Genomic DNA, 25850 nt, shown 5'->3' on the forward strand with positions numbered 1-25850 from the left:
TCAGCATGAGTAAAATTACTGAACAAATCGAAACAATTATTCAACCGGTTTTAGATGAATTGAACTATGAACTCGTGGATATCGAATTCACAAAAGAAGGTAGAGAGCACTATCTCAGAATCTCTATTGATAAAGAGGGCGGCGTTGATTTGAATGACTGCACATTGGCATCAGAAAAAATCAGCGCAGCAATGGATGAAGCAGATCCGATTGAACAAATGTATTATCTAGACGTTGCGTCACCAGGTGCTGAACGTCCTATCAAAGACGATAAGGCGTTTCGTAATGCAGTCAATCAACCTGTGTTTGTCACTCTTTATGCGCCGGTTGAAGGTGCTAAAGAATGGTTAGGTGTCTTGCAGTCAGTAGAGGACGACACAGTCGTTATCGAAGTGCAAGTCAAATCAAAGAAAAAGCAAGTTGAAATCCCAAGAAATAAAATTGCTAAAGCACGTCATGCAGTTTTGATTTAACCTGAGTAGGAGGATTTAACCGTGTCAAATGAATTAATACTAGCAGTAGAATATTTGGAAAAAGAAAAGAAGATTCCTAGAGAAGTACTAATCGATGCGATTGAAGCAGCATTGATTACTGCTTATAAAAAGAATTACGAGTCTTCACGTAATGCACGTGTCGAATTGAATATGGACGAAGGTACGTTCAAAGTCATCGCACGTAAAGAAGTGGTTGAGGAAGTATTTGATGACCGCGATGAAGTGGACATCAGTACTGCGTTGGTGAAAAACCCAGCTTATGAAATCGGCGACATTTATGAAGAAGATGTTACACCAAAAGACTTCGGCCGTGTGGGTGCACAAGCAGCAAAACAAGCTGTGATGCAACGTTTACGCGATGCTGAAAGAGAAATTCTTTATGATGAATTTATTGATAAAGAAGAAGATATCATGACAGGTATCATCGACAGAGTCGATCACAGATATGTTTATGTGAACTTAGGACGTACAGAAGCAGTATTATCTGAAGCTGAAAGAAGTCCAAATGAAAGTTACATTCCTAACGAACGTATCAAAGTGTATGTCAACAAAGTAGAACAAACAACAAAAGGACCTCAAATCTACGTTTCTCGTAGTCATCCAGGCCTATTGAAACGTTTGTTTGAAGAAGAAGTACCAGAAATTTATGATGGTACAGTTGTGATTAAATCAGTTGCACGTGAAGCGGGCGATCGTTCTAAAATCAGTGTTTACTCTGAAAATGAAGATATTGATGCAGTGGGTGCTTGTGTAGGTGCAAAAGGTGTCCGTGTTGAAGCGATTGTTGAAGAGCTTGGCGGAGAAAAAATTGATATCGTTCAATGGAATGAAAATCCTAAAGTCTTTGTGAAAAATGCTTTAAGTCCTTCACAAGTGTTAGAAGTTATTGTAGATGAAGCAAACCAATCTACAACAGTAGTCGTTCCAGATTATCAATTATCACTTGCAATCGGTAAACGCGGTCAAAACGCACGTTTAGCAGCGAAATTGACAGGTTGGAAAATAGATATTAAATCTGAAACAGATGCACGTGAAGCGGGTATCTATCCAGTGCCAGAACAAGATGAAACTGAAACAACACCGATTGAAGAAGATCTTTCTGAAGAGGTCGTTGTGGCACAAGTAGAGGAAGAACCTGAAGTTGAGGCAGTTGAAGATGTTGAAGTAGAAGAAGCAGAAGACATTGAAGCAGCTGAATCAGAAGTAACAGAAGCTAAAAAAGACGTAGAAGAATAATTTGGAGTGAATGCCTTTATGAAGAAAAAGAAGATTCCAATGAGAAAGTGTATACTTTCAAATGAAATGCGTCCCAAAAATGATATGATTCGTGTGGTTATTAACAAAGAAGGCGAAATCTCAGCAGATGCGACAGGTAAGAAACCTGGCCGTGGTGCATATGTTTCAAAAGATGTCGCACTTGTTGAAAAAGCACAGCAAAAAGGAGTTTTAGAAAAATTCTTTAATGCGGATGCTGATACTTTAGTGCCTGTCTATAAAGAAATCATACGTCTCATTTACAGAGAAGAGATTCCAAAATGAATAAGAGCAACATCTTGAATTTTTTAGGATTGGCAATGCGGGCTGGCAAGGTTAAAAGCGGTGAGTCGGTTATTCTGACAGAAATCAAAAAGCGTAAAACGGCTTTAGTGATTTTGTCTGAAGATGCCTCATCGAGGACAACCAAAGAAATCAGTCAAAAATGTGAGAGTTATCACGTTCCGTTGCGTATATTCGGTACAAGAGATGAGTTAGGCCAAGCACTTGGCAAGTCCTCTCGCGTGAATATAGCTATAATGGATAACGGTTTTGCCAAAAAGCTATTATCAATGATAGATGAATAACGTAAGGAGTGATTATATGAGTAAAAAGAGAATTTACGAGTATGCAAAAGATTTAAAATTAAAAAGTAAAGATGTTATTGATGAATTGAAGAAGATGAATGTTGAGGTGTCTAACCATATGCAAGCGTTAGAACCAAATGAAGTCAAAGAATTGGATAAAAAATTCAAACCAAATTCATCTAAAGATAAGCAAAACGATAAAGCTGCTCAAAATAATCACAAAAAACATCAAAATAATAATAAAGATAAAAACAATAACAATAATAGCGGTAATGCTAAAAAGAACAATAATAAAAAAGGCAACAAGAACCACAACAAAAACAACAAAAATAAGAAAAACAATCATCAAAAACCAGCACCAGAACAACCAAAAAAAGAAGTGCCTGAAAAAATCACTTACTTAGAAGGTATTACAGTTGGCGAATTAGCTGACAAAATGAATATTGAGTCATCAAGTATCGTTAAGAAATTATTCTTACTTGGTATTATGGCCAATATTAACCAATCATTAGACGATGAAACAATTGAGTTAATCGCTGATGATTATGGTGTAGAAGTAGAAAAAGAAGTTGTGATTGATGAAGAAGATTTAGATATCTACTTCGATGACGAAGAAGAAGATCCAGATGCAATTGAACGTCCAGCAGTTGTAACAATCATGGGACATGTTGACCATGGTAAAACAACATTGCTTGACTCAATCAGAAATACACATGTGACACAAGGTGAAGCGGGCGGTATCACACAACATATCGGTGCTTACCAAATCACAAATGACGACAAAAAAATCACTTTCTTAGATACACCTGGACACGCAGCCTTCACTACAATGCGTGCACGTGGTGCGCAAGTAACTGATATTACAGTATTAGTTGTTGCGGCAGATGATGGTGTGATGCCTCAAACAATTGAAGCCATCAACCACGCGAAAGAAGCAGATGTACCAATTATCGTAGCAGTTAACAAAATTGATAAACCAACTGCAAACCCTGATCGCGTAATGCAAGAATTAACTGAACATGGTTTATTCCCTGAAGACTGGGGCGGCGACACAATCTTCGTACCACTTTCAGCTTTAAGCGGTGACGGTATCGATGATTTATTAGAAATGATTGTCTTAGTATCAGAAGTACAAGAATTAAAAGCAAATCCAGACAAACGTGCTGTCGGTACAGTAATTGAAGCTGAACTTGATAAATCACGTGGTCCAGCTGCTTCATTATTAGTTCAAAACGGTACATTACATGTGGGAGATGCGATTGTCGTAGGTAATACGTTCGGTCGTATTCGTGCGATGGTCAATGACTTAGGTCAACGTATTAAAACAGCTGGTCCGTCAACACCGGTTGAAATTACAGGTATTAACGATGTACCGCAAGCCGGTGACCGCTTCGTTGTCTTCTCAGACGAGAAACAAGCGCGTAGAATCGGTGAAGCACGTCATGAAGAAAGCATCTTACAACAACGTCAAGAAAGCAAAAATGTTTCATTAGACAACTTGTTCGAACAAATGAAACAAGGTGAAATGAAAGACCTTAACGTAATCATCAAAGGTGACGTACAAGGTTCTGTAGAAGCATTAGCCGCTTCACTTATGAAAATCGACGTTGAAGGCGTTAACGTTCGTATCATCCACACAGCAGTGGGTGCCATCAACGAATCTGACGTTACATTAGCGAATGCCTCAAATGGTATTATCATCGGATTCAACGTACGTCCTGACGCTGGTGCGAAACGTGCAGCTGAACAAGAAAATGTTGACTTGCGTTTACACCGTGTTATTTATAACGTTATTGAAGAAATTGAATCAGCGATGAAAGGTATGCTTGATCCTGAATACGAAGAAAAAGTTATCGGTCAAGCTGAAGTTCGTCAAACGTTCAAAGTTTCTAAAGTTGGTACAATCGCAGGTTGTTATGTGACTGATGGTAAAATCACACGTAACGCAGGTGTACGTGTTATCCGTGACGGCATTGTTATCTTCGAAGGTAAACTTGATACGTTGAAACGTTTCAAAGACGATGTGAAAGAAGTCGCACAAGGTTATGAGTGCGGTATCACAATTGAAAAATACAACGACTTAAAAGTTGAAGATATCATCGAAGCTTACGAAATGGTTGAAATTAAACGCTAAAATGATTAATTTAAACAAAAGCACTTTCTTTATCGAAAGTGCTTTTTCGTATGAATGAAGGGAATAATAAATTAAACCAATTAAGGGGGAGAAAGTATGGTTAACAATATTTGGTTTAATCTCGCGAGTCAAGATTTAGATAAAAGTAAAAAGTTCTATCAAAACATTGGCTTTGAGATTATGGAACGTCCAGAACAAGAAGGGACGATGTTCGGCATTAAAGGGAAAACAGGATCACCGATTATGATTGTGGCAATGGATACCTTTGAATCTTATATTCATCGTGTACCCTATGGAAATGACGCTTTGATTTCTATTTCTGTAGATACGAAAGAAGAAGCAGACCAACTTAAAGAAGATATCCAAAACTCTGGCGGTAAAATCATTGATCAGCCTAAAGAACGTAATGGCTTTTATGGTTTCACATTTGAAGATATAGATGGGCATTTCTTCAATGTGCTTGTGTTTCCAGAACAATAACTTAATTTGAGATGTTAATGATCCAATCTGAAGACAACTAATGATGTTTTCGGATTGGATTTTTTAGTTGCATCACACTTTAAAAAGCAGTCAGATATTGTAAATTTGTTGTAAACTTTCAATGGAAATTGTAAATCCGATTGAAAAACTGTGTTTTAAGTCATATGATTAAAAATAAATAATGCACTAAATAAAACGAGTTGTAAGAAATATAAATACAAGTCTGTTTGCAACTTGATACTTTACTATCTAGAAGGTGAACAACTATGAAAACAATCTTTGGACATAGAGGTGTACCGAGTGTCGCCCCAGAGAACACGTTAGCGTCTTATCATGCTGCTGCGGAAATTCCTGAACTACAATGGATTGAAGTGGATGTGGGTATTACGGCTGATGAACAATTAATAATGATACATGATGATTATTTAGAGCGCACGACATCCATTACAGGAGAAGTGAGTGAAACATCATTCAATGAAATTAAACAAGCAAGTGCTGGGTATTGGTTCCATCCACGATTTAAAGCAGAACAAGTTTTAACGTTTGATGAATTTATTGATTTTGTGAATGCCTCTAAATTAAACGTTAATATTGAGCTTAAAGGGATCACTGGCAAGAATGGACCTAGATTAGCAAAATCAATGATCAAACAAATAGTTGAGGCTATGCCGAAATTTGATCCTGAGGTAGAAATTTTATTTTCTAGCTTTAACATTCCGTTACTTAAAGCTATTCAAGAAGCCCTTCCTCAATATCCAAGAGCAGTTCTGTATGAGATGTGTGCGTTTTATGAAGATTGGCGTACGGTATTAGATTTTTGTGATACGCACATTTTGCATTTAGAAGACAGCCATTTAACCGAAGCTTTAATCAAACAAATTAAAGACGATGGTTATATTTTAAATGTCTATACCGTCAATGATGTGGATCGCGTGAATCAATTATTCAACTTTGGCGTAGATGGTGTCTTTACGGATTATGCGCAAAATTTAGTTCATTTACAAGAATCAATTTAATAAAGGCCGCAACTAGGAGGAACAACAACATGAATTGGCTGATGCATAAATTAGGTTTGAAAAATGCAAGACAACTGGCAGGTTATCTTTCTGTCGTTACCGCAGGACAAATTATTTATTCTGGTTTTGAAGCATTCAAAGGGACGTTTTATAATCAATTATTAGAAATACTCCATGTCAATAATGCAGAACTCGGTGTCATCTTTAGTTTAATCGGATTATCCATGTTCTTCTATATTCCAGGGGGATGGATAAACAATAGATTTTCCATTCGTTCATTATTGATAACTGGGATGTTAATTCGCTTTATCACAATGTGTGTTGTAATTTTCATGAATCCAAGCTTTGCGGTGTTGAAAATTATCACAGTGATTTGGGGACTTGTAGAAGCATTCTTTTGGCCAGCTGTGTTGAATGGGGTCGTCTTCTTCACAGACCGTGAACATCGCGGCTTAGGCTTTGGTTTATTAGAATCTATTCGTCGTGCACAAGAAATGTTGATGAATTTATTGCTTGTCGCGATTATGGCTGCGGTCAGCGGACTCGTCGTATTAAAAGGCGGTATGATTGCCTATAATTTATTATTAATTCCAATGATGCTTTTAATTTGGAAATTTGTACCGAAAAATGGGATTGCGGCAGATGAAACACACAATGAAGAAACAGGTTATAAATCTGCGAAAGCGCTCAAAGGTTTATTGTTCGTGTTAACACAACCGAAAATATGGTTAGCTGCGATTACCGCAATGTCTGTATATTGGGGTTATATTATTTTAATATATACGGTTCCTTACTTACAAAGCGTGTACCACCTATCTACCGCTCAAACCGCATTTTTTGGTGTGATTAATACTGCGATGATGGGTGTTTTCGCAGGTATCATCGCAGGTGTAGTTTCAGACTTTATTTTTAAATCATCTGCGAAAATGATTGGTGTTGCATTGTTGTCATCCGCAATCATTTTAATTGTTATTGTGTATTTCAATATAGGAACACAGTTAAGTATTATCTTACTTGTCGTTTTATCTTTGACAACGTTTTTATCAAAAAGTGTCCTGCTTGCGCCGATTTCAGAATTGAAATTGCCTAAAGATTTCTCAGGTTCAGCGATGAGTGTCGGATCATTTTTAGCGTATGCACCAATCTTTTGGGTGTATCAATTAAATGGTAATTTATTAGATACCTTTAAAGGACATGAAGTACTGGCATATCAAATGATTTTTAAAATCGGTATTGTGGTCGCATTATGTGGTGCAATTTCAGCTTTGGTTCTAACATTTTTGATGAAACGTACACGCCAACAAGAGCTTAAAAATGAAATGAAATAATAAAATGAAACGTCTGAAAATGACGTCGCAGCAATTTAAGTGATTGTGCAAAAAATAAACCGAGTGCTTTAAAGGCTTGATATACCTTTAAATTACTCGGTTGTTTTTATAATAGAGGCATTACACTTAAGTGCGCTTAAATGTATGTAAATGAAATGTAAAGGTCATTTTGAAATGAAGGGTCGGACATTTACGCAAAATTAATATGCTTAACTGTTTATTTACAATTTGTACCTGGCATTTTGATTAATGACATACGAAAAGGGGAAAAGTTTTGTAAAAGGAGCGATTATAGTTTATAATCTTGGATTGAACTCAATCGTTCATTGTTGAAATAAAGAGGTGAAACACACATGAGTAAAATGAGAGCAGAACGCGTTGGTGAACAACTCAAACAAGAGTTGATGGATATTATTAATAATAAAGTGAAAGATCCGAGAATCGGATTTTTAACAATCACTGACGTACAAGTCACAAATGATTTATCTCAAGCTAAAGTCTACTTGACTGTATTAGGTAAAGAAAAAGAAGTAGACGATACGTTTAAAGCTTTAGAAAAAGCACGCGGCTTTATTAAAGCTGAATTAGGTTCAAGACTTCGTCTAAGAACCGTTCCAGAATTATACTTCGAATATGATCACTCAATCGAGTATGGTAATAAAATCGAAAAAATGATTCAAGATCTTCATAAGAAAGATTGATTCAATGAAGTTGAAGGCAGCTATGCATGATGCATGGCTGTTTTTTTATGGATTGATGTACATAGATTATGATGTTTAGACTCATACTGATTTAGTATACCTATATTTCATTTTGAATTTAATGTAAAATAGTAAAGGTATGACAGAGAGAAGAGGTGTAGTTGATGGAGGGTATTTTACCTGTATTTAAAGATCGTGGTTTAACCAGCCATGATGTTGTATTTAAATTACGTAAAATTTTACATACTAAAAAAGTGGGCCACACGGGCACACTAGATCCAGAAGTAAATGGAGTCTTACCGATTTGTGTGGGTGGTGCGACTAAAGTCAGTGACTATATTATGGAAATGGGTAAGGCATATCAAGCAACGGTTACGATGGGTGTCAGTACAACGACAGAAGATCAGACGGGTGACGTGTTGGAGACGAAAGCAGTCAGCAAAGAAATGACCGCTGACAAAATCGATGAAGCAATCTTATCCTTTGTAGGTGAAATCGAACAAATTCCGCCGATGTATTCTTCTGTAAAAGTAAACGGACGTAAACTTTATGAATATGCGCGTAATAATGAAACAGTAGAACGTCCGAAGCGTAAGGTGCGTATCTATGAAATCGAACGCAATTCAGAGATTCGTTATGAAAATCAAACATGTTCATTCGATATCTTTATTCGCTGCGGTAAAGGGACGTATATCAGAACATTAGCGACAGATATCGGGAAAGCTTTAGGTTATCCGGCACATATGTCTCAATTAACACGTGTCGAAAGCGGCGGATTTTCACTTGATGAAAGTTTAACTTTAGAGCAAATTGATGCATTATATAAGCAAGAAGCATTACAGGAAAAGCTATTTCCGATAGAATATGGTTTGAAAGGGTTGCCACATATACAAGTTGACGATCCGAAGATTAAAACACGTATTTTAAATGGACAGAAATTTTATAAACATGAATTTTCTGAAGTGATAGATGCAGTAACAGTGATGGAAGATAAAGCTACAGGCAAAGCATTAGCACTTTATATTCCACATGCTGATAAACCGAATGAAATCAAACCTAAAAAGGTATTTAATTAAAGGAGCATCGCAAAATGAAAGTTATTGAAGTTACACATCCAATTCAACCTGAGCAATATATACAAGAAGACGTTGCGATGGCATTAGGATTTTTTGATGGCTTGCATAAAGGTCATGCACAAGTTTTTCACACGTTAAATGAGGTTGCGAAAAAGCATGATTTAAAAAAAGCCGTTATGACTTTTGATCCGCATCCATCGGTTGTATTGAATCCAAAACAAAAAAGAACGGATTATTTAACACCATTAAGTGATAAAATCGAGATTTTAGAGGCTTACCATATCGATTATGTGATTATTGTCAATTTCACATCAAAATTTGCGGATGTTTCGATTGATGAGTTTGTGAATGAATACTTGATTTCAAATCATGTAAAAGAAGTTGTGGCTGGCTTTGATTTTACATTCGGCAAACATGGTAAAGGTAATATGTCTGTACTTCAAGAATTAAAAACACACTTTAATACAACGATTGTGAGCAAACAAGAAATGTTCTCTGAGAAAATATCAACAACTGAAATTAGAAAAGCATTAAAAGAAGGCGACTTGCAGAAAGCGAATGATGAACTTGGTTACCGTTATCGCATTAAGGGAACTGTTGTTCAAGGTGAAAAACGCGGCAGAACAATCGGGTTCCCAACTGCGAATATTGAACCAAGTGATGATTATGTCTTACCTAAAAAAGGCGTATATGCGGTCAGCTTAGCAATTGGTACAGAACAACGTATTTATAGAGGCGTATGCAATGTTGGGGTAAAACCAACCTTCCACGACCCTAAAAAGTCTCATGTCGTTATCGAAGTTAATATCTTTGATTTTGATGAAGACATTTATGGTGAACGCGTAATCGTATTCTGGCATCATTACTTAAGACCAGAAGTGAAATTTGATGGCATTGATCCGCTTGTGGAACAAATGAATAAAGATAAAGAACAAGCGAAATATTTATTATCGGTTGATTTCGGGGATGAAGTATCTTATAATATTTAAGGTCGGAAAGATTACACATGTTGTAATCTAAGTATTATTAAAAACAGTCCTCACTCTTGGCAGGTCGATACTCCGACGCCTGACTCAGACTGAGGAGACTAAATTATTAAAGGAGGAAATTGACTATGGCAATTTCACAAGAACGTAAAGACGAATTAATCAAACAATACCGTGTACACGAAACAGACACAGGTTCACCAGAAGTACAAATCGCAGTATTAACTGCTGAAATCAACGCTTTAAACGAACACTTACGTACACACAAAAAAGACCACCACTCACGTCGTGGCTTATTAAAAATGGTAGGTCGTCGTAGACATTTATTAAACTACTTACGTAAAAAAGATATTCAACGTTACCGTGAATTAATCAAATCATTAGGTATCCGTCGTTAATCTTTTCACTTAAGTAAAACGCTGATACCAGTTAGAGGAAAGGACCATCGTTGGTTGCTTTCCTTTTTTTATAGCTTAGATACGAATGTGCGTATAAAAGTAATCATGTAAATGATATGATAGAATTATTAATGTAAAAGAGGTAGTAAGAGAAAGGAGATTCCTAATGTCTCAAGACAAGAAAGTGTTTAAGACCGAATGGGCAAACCGTCCGTTAACAATTGAAACTGGGCAGATGGCAAAACAAGCAAACGGTGCGGTACTCGTACGTTATGGGGATACAGTTGTATTATCTACTGCAACAGCATCAAAAGAACCGCGTGATGGTGATTTCTTCCCATTAACAGTCAACTATGAAGAAAAAATGTATGCTGCAGGTAAAATTCCTGGGGGATTCAAAAAACGTGAAGGACGTCCAGCTGATGAAGCAACGTTAACTGCCCGTCTGATTGACAGACCAATCCGTCCGTTATTCCCGAAAGGTTATCGTCATGATGTACAAATCATGAATATCGTATTAAGTGCTGATCCAGATTGCTCACCAGAAATGGCTGCAATGATCGGTTCATCAATGGCATTAAGCGTATCAGATATCCCATTCCAAGGTCCGATTGCAGGGGTAAATGTCGGTTATGTCGATGGTCAATATGTGATTAACCCGACTGTTGAACAAAAAGAACAATCTCGTTTAGACTTAGAAGTTGCGGGCCATAAAGACGCAGTCAACATGGTTGAAGCAGGCGCAAGCGAGATTACTGAAAAAGAAATGTTAGATGCGATTTTCTTCGGTCACGATGAAATTAAACGTTTAGTTGCGTTCCAAGAGGAAATTATTGATTACCTTAAACCAGAGAAATCAGAATTTGTACCGGTTGAACGTGACGCAGAGGTAGAAGAAAAAGTAACTGCGTTAACACAAGAAAAAGGTTTGAAAGAAGCAATTCAAACTTTCGATAAAAAAGAACGTGAAGAAAATATCGACGCAGTTCGCGACGAAATTGTTGCGTTATTTGAAGATGAAGAAGATCCGGAAAATGAAGCGGTACTTTCTGAAGTCAATGCAATCTTAAATGATTTAGTGAAAGAAGAAGTTCGTCGACAAATAGCAGATGAAAAAGTGCGTCCGGATGGACGTAAACCAGACGAAATTCGTCCGTTAGAATCTGAAGTTGGTTTATTACCGCGCGCACATGGTTCAGGTCTATTCACACGTGGTCAAACACAAGCGTTATCTGTATTGACATTAGGCGCATTAAGCGAATATCAATTTATTGACGGTTTAGGACCAGAAGTTGAAAAACGCTTTATGCATCACTATAACTTCCCTAACTTCTCAGTAGGGGAAACAGGTCCAGTACGTGCACCAGGACGTCGTGAAATCGGACATGGTGCATTAGGAGAACGCGCTTTAAAATATATTATTCCTGATACACAAGATTTCCCTTACACTGTACGTATTGTCAGTGAAGTGCTTGAATCTAACGGTTCATCATCACAAGCATCAATTTGCGGTTCAACACTTGCGTTAATGGATGCCGGTGTGCCTATTAAAGCACCTGTAGCTGGTATTGCGATGGGTCTAGTCACACGTGATGATAACTATACAATTCTTACAGATATCCAAGGTATGGAAGATGCTTTAGGTGACATGGACTTCAAAGTTGCCGGTACAAAAGACGGTATCACAGCAATCCAAATGGATATCAAAATTGATGGTTTAACGAGAGAAATCATTGAAGAAGCTTTAGAGCAAGCACGTGTTGGTCGTTTATCAATTTTAGAGCATATGCTTCAAACAATTGATCAACCAAGACCAGAATTAAGTGCCTATGCACCTAAAGTTGAAACAATGACAATCAAACCAGATAAAATCAGAGATGTCATTGGACCTGGCGGTAAGAAAATTAACGAAATCATTGATGAAACAGGTGTTAAACTGGATATCGAACAAGATGGTACTATCTTTATCGGTGCAGTTGATCAAGCAATGATTAATCGTGCGCGTGAAATTATTGAAGAAATTACACGTGAAGCAGAAGTCGGTCAAACATATAATGCGAAAGTAAAACGTATTGAAAAATACGGTGCATTTGTGGAATTATTCCCAGGCACTGATGCGTTATTACACATCTCACAAATTGCGAATGAACGTATTAATAAAGTAGAAGATGTATTGAAAATCGGCGATGCTATTGAAGTTAAAGTTACAGAAATTGATAGCAAAGGCCGTGTGAATGCATCACACCGCGTATTGTTAAACAAAGAAGACTAATAGCATAATAGATTCAATAAGAAGAATGCTTGTACAACTTAATGTTGCTGCACAAGCATTCTTTTATACATATGAAGGGTTTATCTTCAAGCAGACTCTTAGTTAGTGTACATTAAAAAGAATTTAACTTATAATATAGAGTGAATACTTATATGGTCGGGGATTATAAATAGGAGGAGAAAAATTGAATTTAGTAAAGAAAAAGAATAATGATATCCGCATCATCCCGCTTGGCGGCGTGGGTGAAATTGCGAAAAATATGTATATCGTTGAAGTCGACGATGAAATGTTTATGTTGGATGCAGGTCTTATGTTCCCAGAAGACGAAATGCTGGGTGTCGACATTGTTATTCCAGATATCCAATATGTCATTGAAAATAAAGATAAATTAAAAGGAATCTTCTTATCGCATGGCCATGAGCATGCGATCGGTGCAGTCAGCTATGTGTTAGAGAAAGTAGATGCACCTGTCTATGGTTCTAAATTGACACTTGCGTTAGTCAAAGAAAATATGAAAGAACGTAAAATTGATAAGAAGGTTAGATATTATACAGTCAACAATGAATCTGTGATGCGTTTTAAAAATGTGAATGTATCATTCTTTAATACGTCACACAGTATTCCAGATAGTTTAGGTATCACGATTCATACGTCATATGGTGCAATTGTGTATACAGGTGAATTTAAATTTGACCAAAGTTTACAAGGCAATTATGCGCCAGACCTTAAGAAAATGACTGAAATTGGTGAAGAGGGTGTCTTTGCGTTAATCAGTGATTCAACAGAAGCAGAGAAACCAGGCTACAATACACCTGAAAATGTGATTGAGTCTCACATGCTAGATGCATTTACAAAAGTCAACGGCAGATTGATTGTGTCTTGTTATGCATCTAACTTTATCAGAATTCAACAAGTGTTGAATATTGCGAGCAAATTAAATCGTAAAGTGTCATTCTTAGGTCGTTCATTAGAAACGTCATTTAATATTGCACGTAAAATGGGATACTTTGATATTCCTAAAGAATTGTTAATTCCAATTAATGAAGTTAAAAACTATCCGAAGAATGAAGTGGTAATTATTGCGACAGGCATGCAAGGAGAACCTGTTGAAGCATTAAATCAAATGGCACGCCAAAAACATAAAATTATGAATATCGAGCCAGGAGATTCAGTCTTCTTAGCAATGACAGCTTCAGCTAACATGGAAGTCATTATCGGTGATACGCTAAATGAATTAGCGCGTGCCGGTGCAGATATAATTCCAAACAATAAGAAAATCCACGCATCAAGTCATGGTTGCATGGAAGAACTCAAAATGATGCTTAACATCATGAAGCCTGAATACTTTATCCCTGTCCAAGGCGAGTTCAAAATGCAGATTGCTCATGCAAAATTAGCGGCAGAAGCAGGCGTTGCACCTGAAAAGATTTTCTTAGCTGAAAAAGGTGACGTGTTAAACTTTGACGGCGAAGACATGATTTTAAATGAAAAAGTAGAGTCAGGCAACGTATTAATTGATGGTATCGGTGTCGGAGATGTCGGTAATATTGTTTTACGTGACCGTCATTTATTAGCAGAAGATGGTATTTTCATTGCGGTTGTGACATTAGATCCGAAAACAAGACAAATTGCGGCTGGACCTGAAATTCAATCACGTGGTTTCGTCTATGTTAGAGAAAGTGAAGAATTGCTTAAAGAAGCGGAAGAAAAAGTACGTGAAATTGTTGAGCAAGGACTTCAAGAACGTCGTATTGAATGGTCTGAAATCAAGCAAAACATGCGCGATAAAATCAGCAAATTGTTGTTTGAAAACACAAAACGTCGTCCAATGATTATCCCAATTATTTCTGAAGTTTAATTAAAGGTCTGCAAGATGAACATACAAGAATGCTATGGTGTGCAAAGATGCGTACCATAGCATTTCATCGTATAGCTCATATTTTAGAAGTTGAACTATGTGGGTTAAACGTAAAATGTTAAAATAGAGGGATAGTCAGTTTAGTATGTGTACAGATACATTATGTGTTTGTACGCATGATACATATTCACTAAGACATATTTTATGGAAAAGAAGGTGTATGTTTTGGCACAAAGAAAGAAAAGAACAACAAATACGAAACGTAAAACGACATCAAGACGAAAAAATACAAAGAAAAAACAAAATGAAGCCCCCTTACGTTATATTGCTGCGATTATTACGGTTGTACTTGTTGTTCTAGGTGCCTTCCAATTAGGAATAATCGGAAGAGTAATTGATACCCTTTTCAATTACTTATTTGGCAATAGCAGATATTTAACTTATATCCTTGTGATATTAGCTACAGGCTTTTTAGCGTATAATGCTAAGTTGCCGAAGACAAGAAGATTAACGGGCTCAATAGTGTTACAAGTGGCTTTGTTATTCGCAACACAATTATATTTAGTCTTTACGAAAGGAGCCATGGGTGACCGTGAACCTGTGATTTCTTATGTATATCGTCAGTATGATAAAACACATTTTCCAAACTTTGGCGGCGGTGTGTTGGGTTATTATTTAGTCCATTTTACGATACCGTTAGTTTCAATTGTAGGTGTTGTCATCTTAACGTTACTGCTGTTTATTTCTAGTTTTATTTTATTATCTAAACGCCGTCATCGTGATGTGGCGAAAATTTTCTTAGAAAAATTAAAATCAGGCAGTGAACAGGCAGCTGTACATAGAAAAGAACGTAAAGCACGTCAAGCTGAGCGTGCAGAAGAAAAACAACGTCGTAAAGAAGAAAAAGCCGCTGAACGTGCACAACAAGAAGACGAAGTAATAGACGTCAGCGACTTTACTGAAGTGCCCATGTCAGAGACTGAGAAGCAAGAAGCTGCGATTCCAATTTTTGGTGATGATCAAAAAGAAGAGACGCCAAAACCAGCTGAACCTAGACAACCAGAACCAACACCATCACCTAAGAGAAAGCGTGAAAAACGTCAATTGGTTGATCGTGATGCGACAGAAACAGCTGAAGATATGAGCAGTATTTCAGAAGCGGGTGAAGTTGAAAATTCAGATTATCAATTACCGCCGCTCTCTATTTTGAACGAACCTGTGAAACAAAAAACAACGTCACGTGCTGAAGTTCAAAAGAAAGGCCGCTTGTTAGAAAATACTTTGAAAAACTTTAATGTCAATGCGAAAGTGACACAAATCAAAATTGGCCCAGCCGTAACACAATATGAAGTACAACCGGCACAAGGGGTTAAAGTCAGCAAGATTGTAAACTTGCATAATGATATTGCGTTAGCTTTAGCAGCAAAAGATGTTCGTATTGAAGCACCGATTCCTGGACGTTCAGCAGTGGGGATTGAAGTACCGAATGATAAAATCGCAATCGTTTCATTAAAAGAAGTCTTAGATGAAAAATTCCCTTCTAAGAATAAATTAGAGGTAGGTTTGGGTAGAGATATATCAGGCGAACCTATCAGTGTAGAATTAAATAAAATGCCGCACTTGCTTGTGGCAGGCTCAACAGGCAGCGGTAAATCGGTATGTATCAATGGTATTATTACAAGTATTTTGTTGAATGCGAAGCCGCATGAAGTAAAACTCATGCTAATTGATCCAAAAATGGTAGAATTGAATGTATATAACGGTATTCCGCATTTATTAATTCCAGTCGTTACAAATCCTCATAAAGCATCACAAGCTTTAGAAAAGGTTGTAGCCGAAATGGAACGTCGTTATGATTTATTCCAACATACGGGTACTAGAAATATTGAAGGCTACAATGAATATATGAAACGTCAAAATGAGGAATTAGATGAAAAACAATCATTATTGCCTTATATTGTCGTTATTGTAGATGAGTTAGCCGACTTAATGATGGTCGCAGGTAAAGATGTGGAAAATGCGATTCAACGTATCACACAAATGGCACGTGCTGCAGGTATTCACTTAATTATCGCGACACAACGCCCATCTGTGGATGTCATTACTGGTTTAATCAAGAACAACATTCCATCACGTATTGCCTTTGCGGTCAGCTCCCAAACCGACTCTCGTACGATTATTGACAGAGGGGGCGCTGAGAAGTTATTAGGTAAAGGGGACATGTTGTACTTTGGTAATGGCGGTTCGATTCAAACACGTATCCAAGGTGCTTTCTTAAGTGATCAAGAGGTACAAAATGTCGTGAACTTTGTCATTGATCAGCAAAAAGCCAACTATGTGAAAGAAATGGAACCAGGTACCACACCTGAAGGCGGAGAAAAGAAAAGTGAAGACCCGTTATATGAGGAAGCTTATCAATTTATTGTTGAACAGCAAAAAGCGAGTACATCCCTTTTACAACGTCAATTCAGAATCGGTTATAACCGTGCGTCGCGTTTAATGGATGATTTAGAAAACAACCAAGTAATTGGGCCACAACGTGGTAGTAAACCACGACAAGTATTAGTGGATATAGATAATGGTGAGGTGTAATGATGACAAATACGAATTCGATATACAGAATTAAAGAATGGATACTAAATGAAATTGAAGAAGGCAAATTGCTGCCGGGTGATCCGGTTCCAAGTACTTTATCAATCGCCAGAGAAGTCAACGCAAAAACAGATGATGTATATGATGCAGTGGATGAACTTATTACGGAACAAGTTTTAACGCAAAACTTTGAGGCAACAGCGAGTGTTAAAACACCTCAGCCTTTCTTTTATCCGCTTGATAAGTTGTTAAGTATCAGCAAGATGATAGAAAACGAAGGTTATACAGCTGGAACAATCTTTATGAATTTGGATCAGCAGCCTGCAAGTATGTATGACCGTAAAGCACTTAATTTAAATGAAGGTGAATTTGTGACTCTGATTGAAAGAATCAGAACAGCTGACGGCAGACCGGTGGTCTATTGTCTAGATAAGGTCGCAACCAATTATTTGACTTGTGCGGCATTCCAAGCACATGATGAATCGATTTTAACCGCAATTAAAGCCTATGCTGATATTCATATTGCTTATTCAGAAACTGAAATTGAATCGGTCAGTTATGAACCTAAAGTGTCAGAAGCTTTAGAGTCAGCGCCGAATGAAGCGTTAATGTTATTAAGACAAATTCATTATGACCATCAAAATAGACCGATTCTATATTCATATAATTATTTCAAGAGTGAAGTAGTCAAATTCAAAACAATACGTAAAACTGATGAAAATTAAGAAAGGGTGTGACAGTGTGAGTCAACAACACAATCATACAGAACCGCGCATTAAAGTGATGCCGACAGATAAATTCAAAACGACAATTATCACATTCAAATTTATGGCACCACTGGATGAAGAAACAATGACTGCGCGCGCATTGTTAAGTAAATTACTGGTCAGAGCAACGAAAAAATGGCCGACAGACAAGGCGTTCAATAGAAAACTTTCAGAATTATACGGCGCCTATGTCAACAGCTTTGTGACGAAATTCAAAGATAAACATGTCATCACAATTACATTAGAAATCGTAAATGAAAGATACTTAAAACATAAGGACCCTTTATTTGATGAAGGTTTAGCTTTACTGCAACAAATTTTATATCATCCGTTAGTTGAAAATGAACGTTTCAATGATACGTTTGTGACACAAGAAAAAACATTATTGAAAAAGAAATTAGAAGCAATCAACGATAATAAAGCACAACTGGCTTTCTTAAAATTGATGAAAAACATGTTTGGCGATCAACCTTATAGTTATTTAGCATCAGGTTTAATCGAACATATACCTCAAATCACACCAGAATTGTTATATCATACATACCAATCCATGTTAGAAAACGATGATTGTGCTGTTTATGTTGTAGGTAATGTTGATTCAAATGAAGTCACAAACAAAATCAAACAACTGTTTGATATTCAACCATTACAACAAGTTTCTTCAGTGATTCAAGCACAACGTTCTAAAGATGAGTTACCGCAAACGATTGTGGAATATGATGAGATTGACCAAGCAAAATTAAATATTGGTTATCGCTTTAATACGTATTATGGACAACCGGATTACTATACATTTGTAGTCTTCAATACAATGTTTGGCGGCGATCCATCATCTGTTTTATTCAATGAGGTGCGTGAAAAACAAAGCCTAGCTTATTCTGTGCACTCACAAATTGATGGCAAAAACGGCTATATGTTCGTATTGAGCGGTGTTTCAGCAGAGAAATACGAAGTTGCAAAAGATACGATTTTAGCGGAATTCGAGAAATTCCAACGTGGTGAATTCAGCGAAGAAAAATTAGAACTTGCGAAGAAGATTTTAATTTCACAACGTAATGAATCACAAGATCGTCCAAAAAGTATGGTTGAAATTGCGCATAATCAAATCCTACTGCCAAAAGATTTAACAAATGGCAATTACGGACAAAAAATCCATGATGTGACGAAAGAAGATGTGATTCACTTAACACAAAGTGCCATCCTAGATACGATTTATGTGTTGACGAAGGAGGATGAAGCCTAAATGAAGAAACGTTATTATGAATTGATCGATGAAACTGTATATGAATCACAAATGGATAACGGTTTGAAACTGTTTATTATTCCTAAGCCAGGATTCCAAAAGACTTTTGTTACATATACAACACAATTCGGATCATTAGATAGTAAATTCAAACCTTTAAACAGTGATGAATTTGTGACTGTACCAGATGGTGTAGCACATTTCTTAGAACATAAATTATTTGAAAAAGAAGAAGGCGATTTATTTACTGACTTTGCGGAAGATAACGCACAAGTGAACGCCTTTACAAGCTTTGATCGTACAAGCTACTTATTCAGCGCAACATCAAATGTTGAGTCTAATATTTTACGCTTGATGAATATGGTTGAAACACCTTATTTCACTGAAGCAACAGTGGAAAAAGAAAAAGGGATTATCGCAGAAGAAATTAAAATGTATCAAGAACAACCAGGCTATAAATTAATGTTCAATACGTTACGTGCCATGTATAAACAACATCCAGTTAAAGTGGATATTGCTGGAAGTGTTGAAAGTATTTATGAAATTACGAAAGATGATTTATATCTGTGCTATGAAACGTTCTATCACCCATCAAATATGGTAATGTTTGTCGTAGGTAATGTAGAACCTGAACGTATTCATGACTTGATTCGTGATCATGAAGCGAAACGCGCATTAACTGCACAACCTGAAATCGTGAGAGACAGTTTAGAAGAGCCAGAAGCAGTACAGCAAACTAAAGTAGTTGAGGAAATGAATATCCAAATTCCAAGATTAATGCTGGGCTTTAAAAATGTACCGCAACAGGCATCTAAAGAAGTCTTTATGCAGCGTGATATCGAAATGACTTTCTTCTTTGAAATGGTATTAGGAGAAGAAACAGATTTCTATCAAAGCTTATTAAATCAAGGATTAATTGATGATACATTCGGTTACCAATTTGTGTTAGAACCGTCGTATAGTTTCTCTTTAATTACAAGTTCAACACCTGACCCAGATAAATTGAAAGCCATGTTATTGGATGAATTAAAAGCCAAAGTTGGAAAATTGGAAGATGAAGAAGCTTTTGAATTGTTGAAAAAACAATTCATCGGAGAGTTTGTTTCTAGCTTAAATTCACCAGAATACATCGCAAACCAATATACAAAACTTTATTTCGAAGGTGTCAGCTTATTTAATATGTTAGATATTGTAGACAGTATTACGCTAGAAAGTATTAATGAAACAGCAGTGAAAAGTTTAAACTTTGATCAAATTGCTGACAGCAGACTGGAGATTAAGAAATAAATGAAAGCATTAGTCATTGGAGGTTCCGGGTCTATCGGTTCTGCGATTGTGGAACGATTATTGTCAGATGGCTATGAGGTGATTGTGCATTATCATCATGCTGCTCTTGATCAGTTGATGACGAAGTACGAAGGACAAGATGTCTCGTTTGTTCAAGCGGATTTAACTGACACGTTGGATGTTGAATCAGCATTTTCATTTATCCATAATTTAGATGTCTTAGTCTATGCGGCAGGGCGCAGTTTATATGGGATGTTTCAAGATATGACGGCAGATATAATTGATACATGTTATCGGTTGAATGTAAAGCATATGATGCTGATTACGCGTTATTTCTTAGACCAATTAAGAGCAAGTCGTCATGGTCGAATCATTGTTATCTCTTCTATTTGGGGAGAAACAGGTGCGAGCATGGAAACGATATACTCTGCGATGAAAGCTGCGCAAATCGGATTTGTTAAAGCATTGAGTCAAGAACTTGCGATGACCAATGTTACAGTGAATGCTGTTACGCCGGGTATGGTCAGCGGTCATATGGCTGATGAATTTGAACCATCTGAGTTAGCAGCCATCATTGATGAATTGCCGCAACAACGTATGGTCACACCAGAGGAAGTCGCACATACGTGTGCCTATCTTTATGATAAGCGCGCACAAAGTGTGACGGGTACCGTGCAAAAAGTAAATGGCGGTTGGTATATTTAGGTATGAATTCCATATTCATCTACTTTGAGATAATGTATAATGTAGATATCTTTCAATTCTATTGAAAATTAGTATGTATCACTTCATTCTGATGAATTCTATATGTTGTTGAACTAAGGGGCGTGTTAAAACATGATAGCACCAGAAAGAAAAATTGAATGGTATTTAGAATATGAAATTACCTTTAACCGTGCTGGACTTTTAGGAGATGTCGCAAGTCTATTAGGGATGATGGGGATTAGTATTGTGACGATTAATGGTGTCGATCAAAATCGACGTGGTCTATTAATTCGTGCAGATAGTCTAGACAAAATGCGACGCTTTGAAGATATTGTAAGTCAAATTGATGAGATTTCGATTACCAAAATGCGTAAACCGCAGTTACGTGATCGTTTAGCTGTCAGACATGGACGTTATATTAAACAAGATGCTGATGATAAGAAGACCTTCAGATTTGAACGTGAAGATTTAGGTTTGCTTGTGGACTTTTTAGCAGAGATCTTTAAAGAAGAAGGGCATAAACTGATCGGTATCCGCGGAATGCCGCGTGTAGGTAAAACGGAATCTATCGTAGCAGGCAGTGTCTGTGCACATAAACGTTGGTTGTTTATCAGTTCAACTTTGATTAAACAAACAATACGTAACTCTCTGTTAAAAGGAGAGTACGGTCCAGAACATGTTTATATTATAGATGGCGCAGTTACCGCAAGGGAGAATGATCCTAAACACCGTCATCTAGTTGATGAAGTGATGGCTTTACCAGCCATTAAAGTAGTAGAGCATCCAGATTTATTTGTAGAGTCTTGTGATTATCAGTTAGATGATTTTGATTATATTATCGAATTAAGAGAAACTGAAGACCAAGAAATTAAATATGAACATATGAAACAACAAACAGTTAAAAGTAAGAATAACTTAGATTTCGGTAATTCCTTTGATGATTTTGGCGGAGGATTCGGATTTTTTGAATAATGTTTCAAGGAGTGTCAAAACATGAGCAATACAATCGGACAGACATTAAAAGGTAAAAGAGAACGCTTAGGCATGACGTTAAATGAGTTAGAGTCAAAGACTAAAGTAAAACGAGAAACTTTGACGCTTATTGAAGCGAATGACTTTAATGCGCTTTCTAACCCGAATTATGCAGAAGGTATTATTGAAAAATATGCGAAAGCAGTGAATACTGACGCTTCTATTCTGATTGCTCATCATCAAGAGGAACTGCCGGATTCTACGGATAGTCACTATGAGGAAACAATTGAACAATTCAGCAGCACAAACCCGCCAGATTATAAAACACAAAGTAAAGATTCTAAGCAATTGGTTGTTTGGCTCAGCGGCTTTATTGTGGCAACATTAGCATTATGGGTGGCAGCAGTATTCTTATTATAATATAGCAAGAAAAGAGGAAATGTTTATGAATCTACCCAATCAGATAACTATCTTCAGGGTAATTTTAATACCGGTATTTATTCTTTTTGCGTTAGTCGATTTCGGCTTCGGCAATATGACATTTATCGGAAGTCATTCTATTCGTATTGAGTTCTTTATCAGTGGTTTGATTTTTATCATCGCATCATTGAGTGACTTTGCGGATGGATACTTAGCACGTAAATGGAACTTAGTCACAAACATGGGGAAATTCTTAGATCCGCTTGCGGACAAATTGTTAGTAGCGAGTGCCTTAATCGTATTAGTTGAATTAGGTTTAACAAATTCAGTCGTAGCGATTATTATCATCGCACGTGAATTTGCAGTTACTGGATTACGTTTACTGCAAATTGAACAAGGTTTCGTCAGCGCAGCAGGTCAATTAGGTAAGATTAAAACAGCTGTTACAATGGTAGCACTTGTTTGGATTTTACTGGGTGAACCGCTTGTGGCATGGATTGGATTCCCAATTGGACAAGTATTGTTATACATCGGTGTATTCTTTACGATTCTTTCAGGTATTGAATACTTCTACAAAGGCAGAGATGTATTTAAAAAACAATCATAAGTTACATCAACAAAAGAGTGGCATAGATATAGTGGTGAACACAGTGCATATGAGTTCACAAATCACTATGTTTATGCCACTCTTATATTTGTATAGAATAAACTTAGATTTTCGAAGGTAATGGAGGAAATTTTATGAAAATTTCTATTATAGCAGTAGGGTCAGAACTCTTACTCGGCCAAATACTAAATACAAATGCGAAGTTTCTGTCGCAACTATTTAATGGTGTAGGCTTAAATGTAGTAGAACAAGCGGTAATTGGTGATAATGAAGCCAGATTAGAACGCTTATTACGTCAATCTTTAGAGGTCAATGATACCATCGTGATGACAGGCGGGCTAGGTCCGACGAAAGATGATTTGACGAAACATACTGTAGCCAAAGTATTAGGACGCGACTTGGTTACGGATGAAACAGCATTAGACTATATTGAAAATTACTTTAAAGATCAAAAGCAAGAAATGAGTGAAAATAATAAACAACAAGCCCTAGTAATTGAAGGGGCAACAGTGCTGCCCAATAAAGTAGGTATGGCCCCAGGTATGTTAGTTGAACAAGACGGCAAACGTATTGTGTTAATGCCGGGACCTCCTAAAGAGATGCAGCCGATGGCAGAGGAAGAATTATTGCCATTATTGATGGAGGAAAATGGAACAATTTTCTCAGAGCAACTTAAATTTGCGGGTATCGGAGAATCACGTGTTGAAACGGAACTCATGGATTTAATTGATAATCAATCCAACCCGACAATCGCACCTCTAGCAGGTTCACATGAAGTGAAAATACGTGTGACAGCGAGCGGACCTGATGAAGCAACTTGTAAAACATTGATTGAACCCGTCAAAGCGGACATTTTAAATCGTATCGGTAAGTATTATTTTGGCTCTGATGAAACAACAATTGAACAAGCTACTTTAGAAAAAGTACCAGGTACATTTGCGATATACGATGGCGTGACATCAGGTGAAGTCTATTCTAGATTAAAAGAGGACGACACAATTGATAAATTAAGAGGTATGTTGATCGATGATGTAATCTTTGTAGAGCACGATTTAGATATCAAAGCGCGTTTGAAATCAGGTGCTGAACAAGTTCGCAAATTGTATCAAACAGATATCGGTGTTGCCTTATTGCATGAGGAAGACCAAGTCTATTTAGGTGTACTAACAGAAGATGACTTCAAAATAGAAAGTTTTATTATGACGCAAAAAAGGAATTTAATTAAACATAGAACGCCAAACTATGTCTATATCCGTTTGATAAATATGTTTTCTGAGTAGAGATTAACTGAAAAAATGTATTTATAAGTACGGGTGTTCGGTTGGATGTAGCTTAAAATGATAAATAACCGAACAAATATTCGTTTATTTCTTGTAATTCAGGATAGAAACCTGTATAGTATTAATTAAGATAAATTTGAGAAGATATCTCGAATAGGAGGCCAGACATTGAATAATGAACGTCAAAAAGCGCTAGATACTGTTATTAAGAATATGGAGAAATCGTTTGGTAAGGGTGCGGTTATGAAGTTAGGCGATAACAAAGCACGCCGTGTTTCAAGTGTATCAAGCGGTTCTGTTACATTAGATAACGCTTTAGGAGTAGGCGGATACCCTAAAGGAAGAATTGTAGAAATATATGGACCAGAAAGTTCTGGTAAAACAACAGTTGCATTGCATGCGATTGCGGAAGTACAAAAACAAGGCGGCATTGCGGCATTTATCGATGCTGAGCATGCGTTAGACCCTGTCTATGCAGAAGCATTAGGTGTAGATATCAACAACTTATACCTTTCACAACCTGACCACGGGGAACAAGGTTTAGAGATTGCTGAAGCCTTTGTACGTAGTGGTGCAGTGGACATTATTGTTGTTGACTCAGTTGCAGCATTAACACCGAAAGCTGAAATTGAAGGTGAAATGGGAGATACACATGTTGGTTTACAAGCACGTTTGATGTCTCAAGCATTACGTAAACTTTCAGGTGCTATTTCTAAATCAAATTGTACAGCGATTTTCATCAACCAAATTCGTGAAAAAGTCGGTGTTATGTTCGGTAACCCTGAAACAACACCAGGTGGACGTGCATTGAAGTTCTACAGCTCAGTTCGTTTAGAAGTACGTCGTGCTGAACAATTAAAACAAGGTCAAGAAATCGTCGGTAACCGTACTAAAATTAAAGTCGTTAAAAACAAAGTTGCACCTCCATTCAGAGTGGCAGAAGTGGACATTATGTACGGACAAGGTATTTCTAAAGAAGGCGAATTAATCGACTTAGGTGTCGAACATGATATCGTAGATAAATCAGGCGCTTGGTATTCTTACAATGGCGAACGTATGGGTCAAGGTAAAGAAAATGTTAAAAATTACTTGAAAGAGCATCCTGATGTGAAAGCAGACATCGATCAAAAATTACGTCAAAAATTGGGTATCTTTGATGGCGATGTTGAAGAGAAAGAAGAAAAAGAAGCAGAAAAAAATAATGAAAATGCATCATTATTTGAAGAAGAATAGCATTGATTTTATAAACCTGGACATAGCTTCCAGGTTTTTCTTTTTGCGGTGTAATTGTGAAGGTTATGTAAACTATTAGCCTTGACACTACTCATGTTAAAAAAGTACAATTGGTATGTATGATTCTTATATAACTTCATATAATCATATTGAAATCGAT

24 protein-coding genes are annotated in these 25850 nt (G+C 36.9%); all 24 read left to right on the plus strand.

What is annotated here, in order from left to right:
- Nucleotides 1-5: 5 nt before the first annotated feature.
- Nucleotides 6-473, plus strand: a complete 468-nt coding sequence (rimP, locus tag ACFCT9_RS01965; RefSeq protein ID WP_412520389.1) for a ribosome maturation factor RimP — start codon at nucleotides 6-8, stop codon at nucleotides 471-473.
- A gap of 21 nt (nucleotides 474-494) precedes the next feature.
- The gene (gene nusA, locus ACFCT9_RS01970; RefSeq protein ID WP_412520390.1) at nucleotides 495-1730 is read left to right on the plus strand and encodes a transcription termination factor NusA; all 1236 of its coding nucleotides are present in this window, start codon (nucleotides 495-497) and stop codon (nucleotides 1728-1730) included.
- An 18-nt stretch (nucleotides 1731-1748) separates the two neighbouring features.
- Nucleotides 1749-2033 (plus strand): RNase P modulator RnpM, encoded by a 285-nt coding sequence (gene rnpM / locus ACFCT9_RS01975; protein WP_412520392.1) that lies wholly within the window; start codon nucleotides 1749-1751, stop codon nucleotides 2031-2033.
- Nucleotides 2030-2335: a YlxQ family RNA-binding protein gene (locus ACFCT9_RS01980; protein WP_412520393.1), complete on the plus strand. Its 306-nt coding sequence runs from the start codon at nucleotides 2030-2032 to the stop codon at nucleotides 2333-2335. Before rnpM ends, ACFCT9_RS01980 begins: the two co-directional genes overlap by 4 nt.
- A gap of 16 nt (nucleotides 2336-2351) precedes the next feature.
- Entirely contained in the window at nucleotides 2352-4469 is a 2118-nt protein-coding gene (gene infB, locus ACFCT9_RS01985; protein ID WP_412520394.1) for a translation initiation factor IF-2, read from the plus strand.
- Nucleotides 4470-4565: 96 nt separating this feature from the next.
- Nucleotides 4566-4949 carry a VOC family protein gene (locus ACFCT9_RS01990; protein WP_412520395.1) on the plus strand — a complete coding sequence of 128 codons (384 nt, stop codon included), beginning with the start codon at nucleotides 4566-4568 and terminating at the stop codon, nucleotides 4947-4949.
- 266 nt (nucleotides 4950-5215) lie between these two features.
- Nucleotides 5216-5965, plus strand: coding sequence for a glycerophosphodiester phosphodiesterase family protein (locus tag ACFCT9_RS01995; RefSeq protein WP_412520397.1), 750 nt, complete (start codon nucleotides 5216-5218; stop codon nucleotides 5963-5965).
- Between the two features lie 29 nt (nucleotides 5966-5994).
- Nucleotides 5995-7293, plus strand: a complete 1299-nt coding sequence (locus ACFCT9_RS02000) for an MFS transporter (protein ID WP_412520399.1) — start codon at nucleotides 5995-5997, stop codon at nucleotides 7291-7293.
- A 353-nt stretch (nucleotides 7294-7646) separates the two neighbouring features.
- The gene (gene rbfA / locus ACFCT9_RS02005) at nucleotides 7647-7994 is read left to right on the plus strand and encodes a 30S ribosome-binding factor RbfA (RefSeq protein ID WP_412520401.1); all 348 of its coding nucleotides are present in this window, start codon (nucleotides 7647-7649) and stop codon (nucleotides 7992-7994) included.
- Nucleotides 7995-8155: 161 nt separating this feature from the next.
- Nucleotides 8156-9070, plus strand: a complete 915-nt coding sequence (gene truB, locus ACFCT9_RS02010) for a tRNA pseudouridine(55) synthase TruB (RefSeq protein ID WP_412520403.1) — start codon at nucleotides 8156-8158, stop codon at nucleotides 9068-9070.
- A 14-nt stretch (nucleotides 9071-9084) separates the two neighbouring features.
- Entirely contained in the window at nucleotides 9085-10059 is a 975-nt protein-coding gene (locus ACFCT9_RS02015; RefSeq protein ID WP_412520404.1) for a bifunctional riboflavin kinase/FAD synthetase, read from the plus strand.
- 125 nt (nucleotides 10060-10184) lie between these two features.
- The gene (gene rpsO, locus ACFCT9_RS02020; protein ID WP_002480719.1) at nucleotides 10185-10454 is read left to right on the plus strand and encodes a 30S ribosomal protein S15; all 270 of its coding nucleotides are present in this window, start codon (nucleotides 10185-10187) and stop codon (nucleotides 10452-10454) included.
- 166 nt (nucleotides 10455-10620) lie between these two features.
- The gene (gene pnp, locus ACFCT9_RS02025) at nucleotides 10621-12726 is read left to right on the plus strand and encodes a polyribonucleotide nucleotidyltransferase (RefSeq protein ID WP_412520406.1); all 2106 of its coding nucleotides are present in this window, start codon (nucleotides 10621-10623) and stop codon (nucleotides 12724-12726) included.
- Between the two features lie 184 nt (nucleotides 12727-12910).
- Nucleotides 12911-14584, plus strand: coding sequence for a ribonuclease J2 (rnjB, locus tag ACFCT9_RS02030; protein WP_412520408.1), 1674 nt, complete (start codon nucleotides 12911-12913; stop codon nucleotides 14582-14584).
- A gap of 225 nt (nucleotides 14585-14809) precedes the next feature.
- Nucleotides 14810-17176 carry a DNA translocase FtsK gene (locus ACFCT9_RS02035; protein WP_412520410.1) on the plus strand — a complete coding sequence of 789 codons (2367 nt, stop codon included), beginning with the start codon at nucleotides 14810-14812 and terminating at the stop codon, nucleotides 17174-17176.
- A 2-nt stretch (nucleotides 17177-17178) separates the two neighbouring features.
- Nucleotides 17179-17901 (plus strand): GntR family transcriptional regulator, encoded by a 723-nt coding sequence (locus ACFCT9_RS02040; protein ID WP_412520412.1) that lies wholly within the window; start codon nucleotides 17179-17181, stop codon nucleotides 17899-17901.
- Nucleotides 17891-19186, plus strand: coding sequence for an EF-P 5-aminopentanol modification-associated protein YfmF (gene yfmF, locus ACFCT9_RS02045; protein WP_412520414.1), 1296 nt, complete (start codon nucleotides 17891-17893; stop codon nucleotides 19184-19186). Before ACFCT9_RS02040 ends, yfmF begins: the two co-directional genes overlap by 11 nt.
- Nucleotides 19187-20473, plus strand: a complete 1287-nt coding sequence (yfmH, locus tag ACFCT9_RS02050; protein ID WP_412520416.1) for an EF-P 5-aminopentanol modification-associated protein YfmH — start codon at nucleotides 19187-19189, stop codon at nucleotides 20471-20473. It abuts the gene before it with no gap.
- A complete protein-coding gene (gene ymfI / locus ACFCT9_RS02055) occupies nucleotides 20474-21178 on the plus strand; it encodes an elongation factor P 5-aminopentanone reductase (RefSeq protein ID WP_412520418.1) in 705 nt (234 codons plus the stop codon).
- Nucleotides 21179-21310: 132 nt separating this feature from the next.
- Nucleotides 21311-22150, plus strand: a complete 840-nt coding sequence (locus ACFCT9_RS02060; RefSeq protein ID WP_412520419.1) for a DUF3388 domain-containing protein — start codon at nucleotides 21311-21313, stop codon at nucleotides 22148-22150.
- A 21-nt stretch (nucleotides 22151-22171) separates the two neighbouring features.
- On the plus strand, nucleotides 22172-22570 hold the full coding sequence (locus tag ACFCT9_RS02065) for a helix-turn-helix domain-containing protein (protein WP_412520421.1): 399 nt from the start codon (nucleotides 22172-22174) through the stop codon (nucleotides 22568-22570).
- A 25-nt stretch (nucleotides 22571-22595) separates the two neighbouring features.
- A complete protein-coding gene (pgsA, locus tag ACFCT9_RS02070; RefSeq protein WP_412520423.1) occupies nucleotides 22596-23177 on the plus strand; it encodes a CDP-diacylglycerol--glycerol-3-phosphate 3-phosphatidyltransferase in 582 nt (193 codons plus the stop codon).
- A 134-nt stretch (nucleotides 23178-23311) separates the two neighbouring features.
- Nucleotides 23312-24457, plus strand: a complete 1146-nt coding sequence (locus ACFCT9_RS02075; protein ID WP_412520425.1) for a CinA family nicotinamide mononucleotide deamidase-related protein — start codon at nucleotides 23312-23314, stop codon at nucleotides 24455-24457.
- A gap of 168 nt (nucleotides 24458-24625) precedes the next feature.
- The gene (gene recA / locus ACFCT9_RS02080) at nucleotides 24626-25690 is read left to right on the plus strand and encodes a recombinase RecA (RefSeq protein ID WP_412520427.1); all 1065 of its coding nucleotides are present in this window, start codon (nucleotides 24626-24628) and stop codon (nucleotides 25688-25690) included.
- Nucleotides 25691-25850: the final 160 nt, after the last annotated feature.

Origin of the sequence: Staphylococcus simulans (assembly GCF_047037175.1) — a bacterium.
Classification (GTDB): Bacteria; Bacillota; Bacilli; order Staphylococcales; family Staphylococcaceae; genus Staphylococcus; species Staphylococcus simulans_C.